This is a genomic window from Ensifer sp. LC384, from assembly GCF_001695865.1.
In the GTDB taxonomy this organism is placed as follows: domain Bacteria; phylum Pseudomonadota; class Alphaproteobacteria; order Rhizobiales; family Rhizobiaceae; genus Ensifer.
The window spans coordinates 1-541 of record NZ_MBST01000082.1 but is presented as its reverse complement, the minus strand read 5'-3'; the positions used below and the strand labels follow the sequence as shown (position 1 = coordinate 541).

General features: G+C 45.7%; 1 protein-coding gene. It reads left to right on the top strand.

Annotated elements, in window-relative coordinates; genetic code table 11:
• Positions 1-541, top strand: a 541-nt coding sequence (gene hypD, locus BC363_RS31925) for a hydrogenase formation protein HypD (RefSeq protein ID WP_065793357.1), incomplete at both ends; no start/stop codon positions are given.

The following is a 541-nucleotide window of genomic DNA, read 5'->3' as shown; positions in this document are numbered from 1 at the left end:
GCTTATACTATGCACTTATGGTGATGTGCTAAGGGTTCCTGGTTCAGAGAGAAAGAGCCTCTTACACCTAAGGGCTGAAGGAAGGGATGTAAGACCTCTATACTCTTGTCTTGATGCTATTAGGATAGCACAGGAAAACCCTCAAAGGGAGGTAGTATTCTTTGCCATAGGCTTTGAGACCACAACGCCCCAAACCGCAGTGCTGATAAAGAAGGCAAAAGAAATAGGCATAAAAAACCTCTCCGTGGTTTCCAACCACGTGATAACCCCTGCCGCCATACAGCACATACTGAACGCACCAGAGATGAGGGAATTGGGTAGGGTGGAGATAGACGGCTTTATAGGTCCTGGGCATGTAAGCGTCATAATTGGCACAAAGCCTTACGAATACTTTGCGGAGGAGTTTTTAAAGCCGGTGGTTATATCTGGTTTTGAACCCTTGGACATTATGCAATCTGTATACATGGTAGTAAGGCAGATAGTTGAGAGAAGGTCCTGCGTAGAAAACCAGTATGTGAGGTTTGTAAGCAGGGAGGGAAAT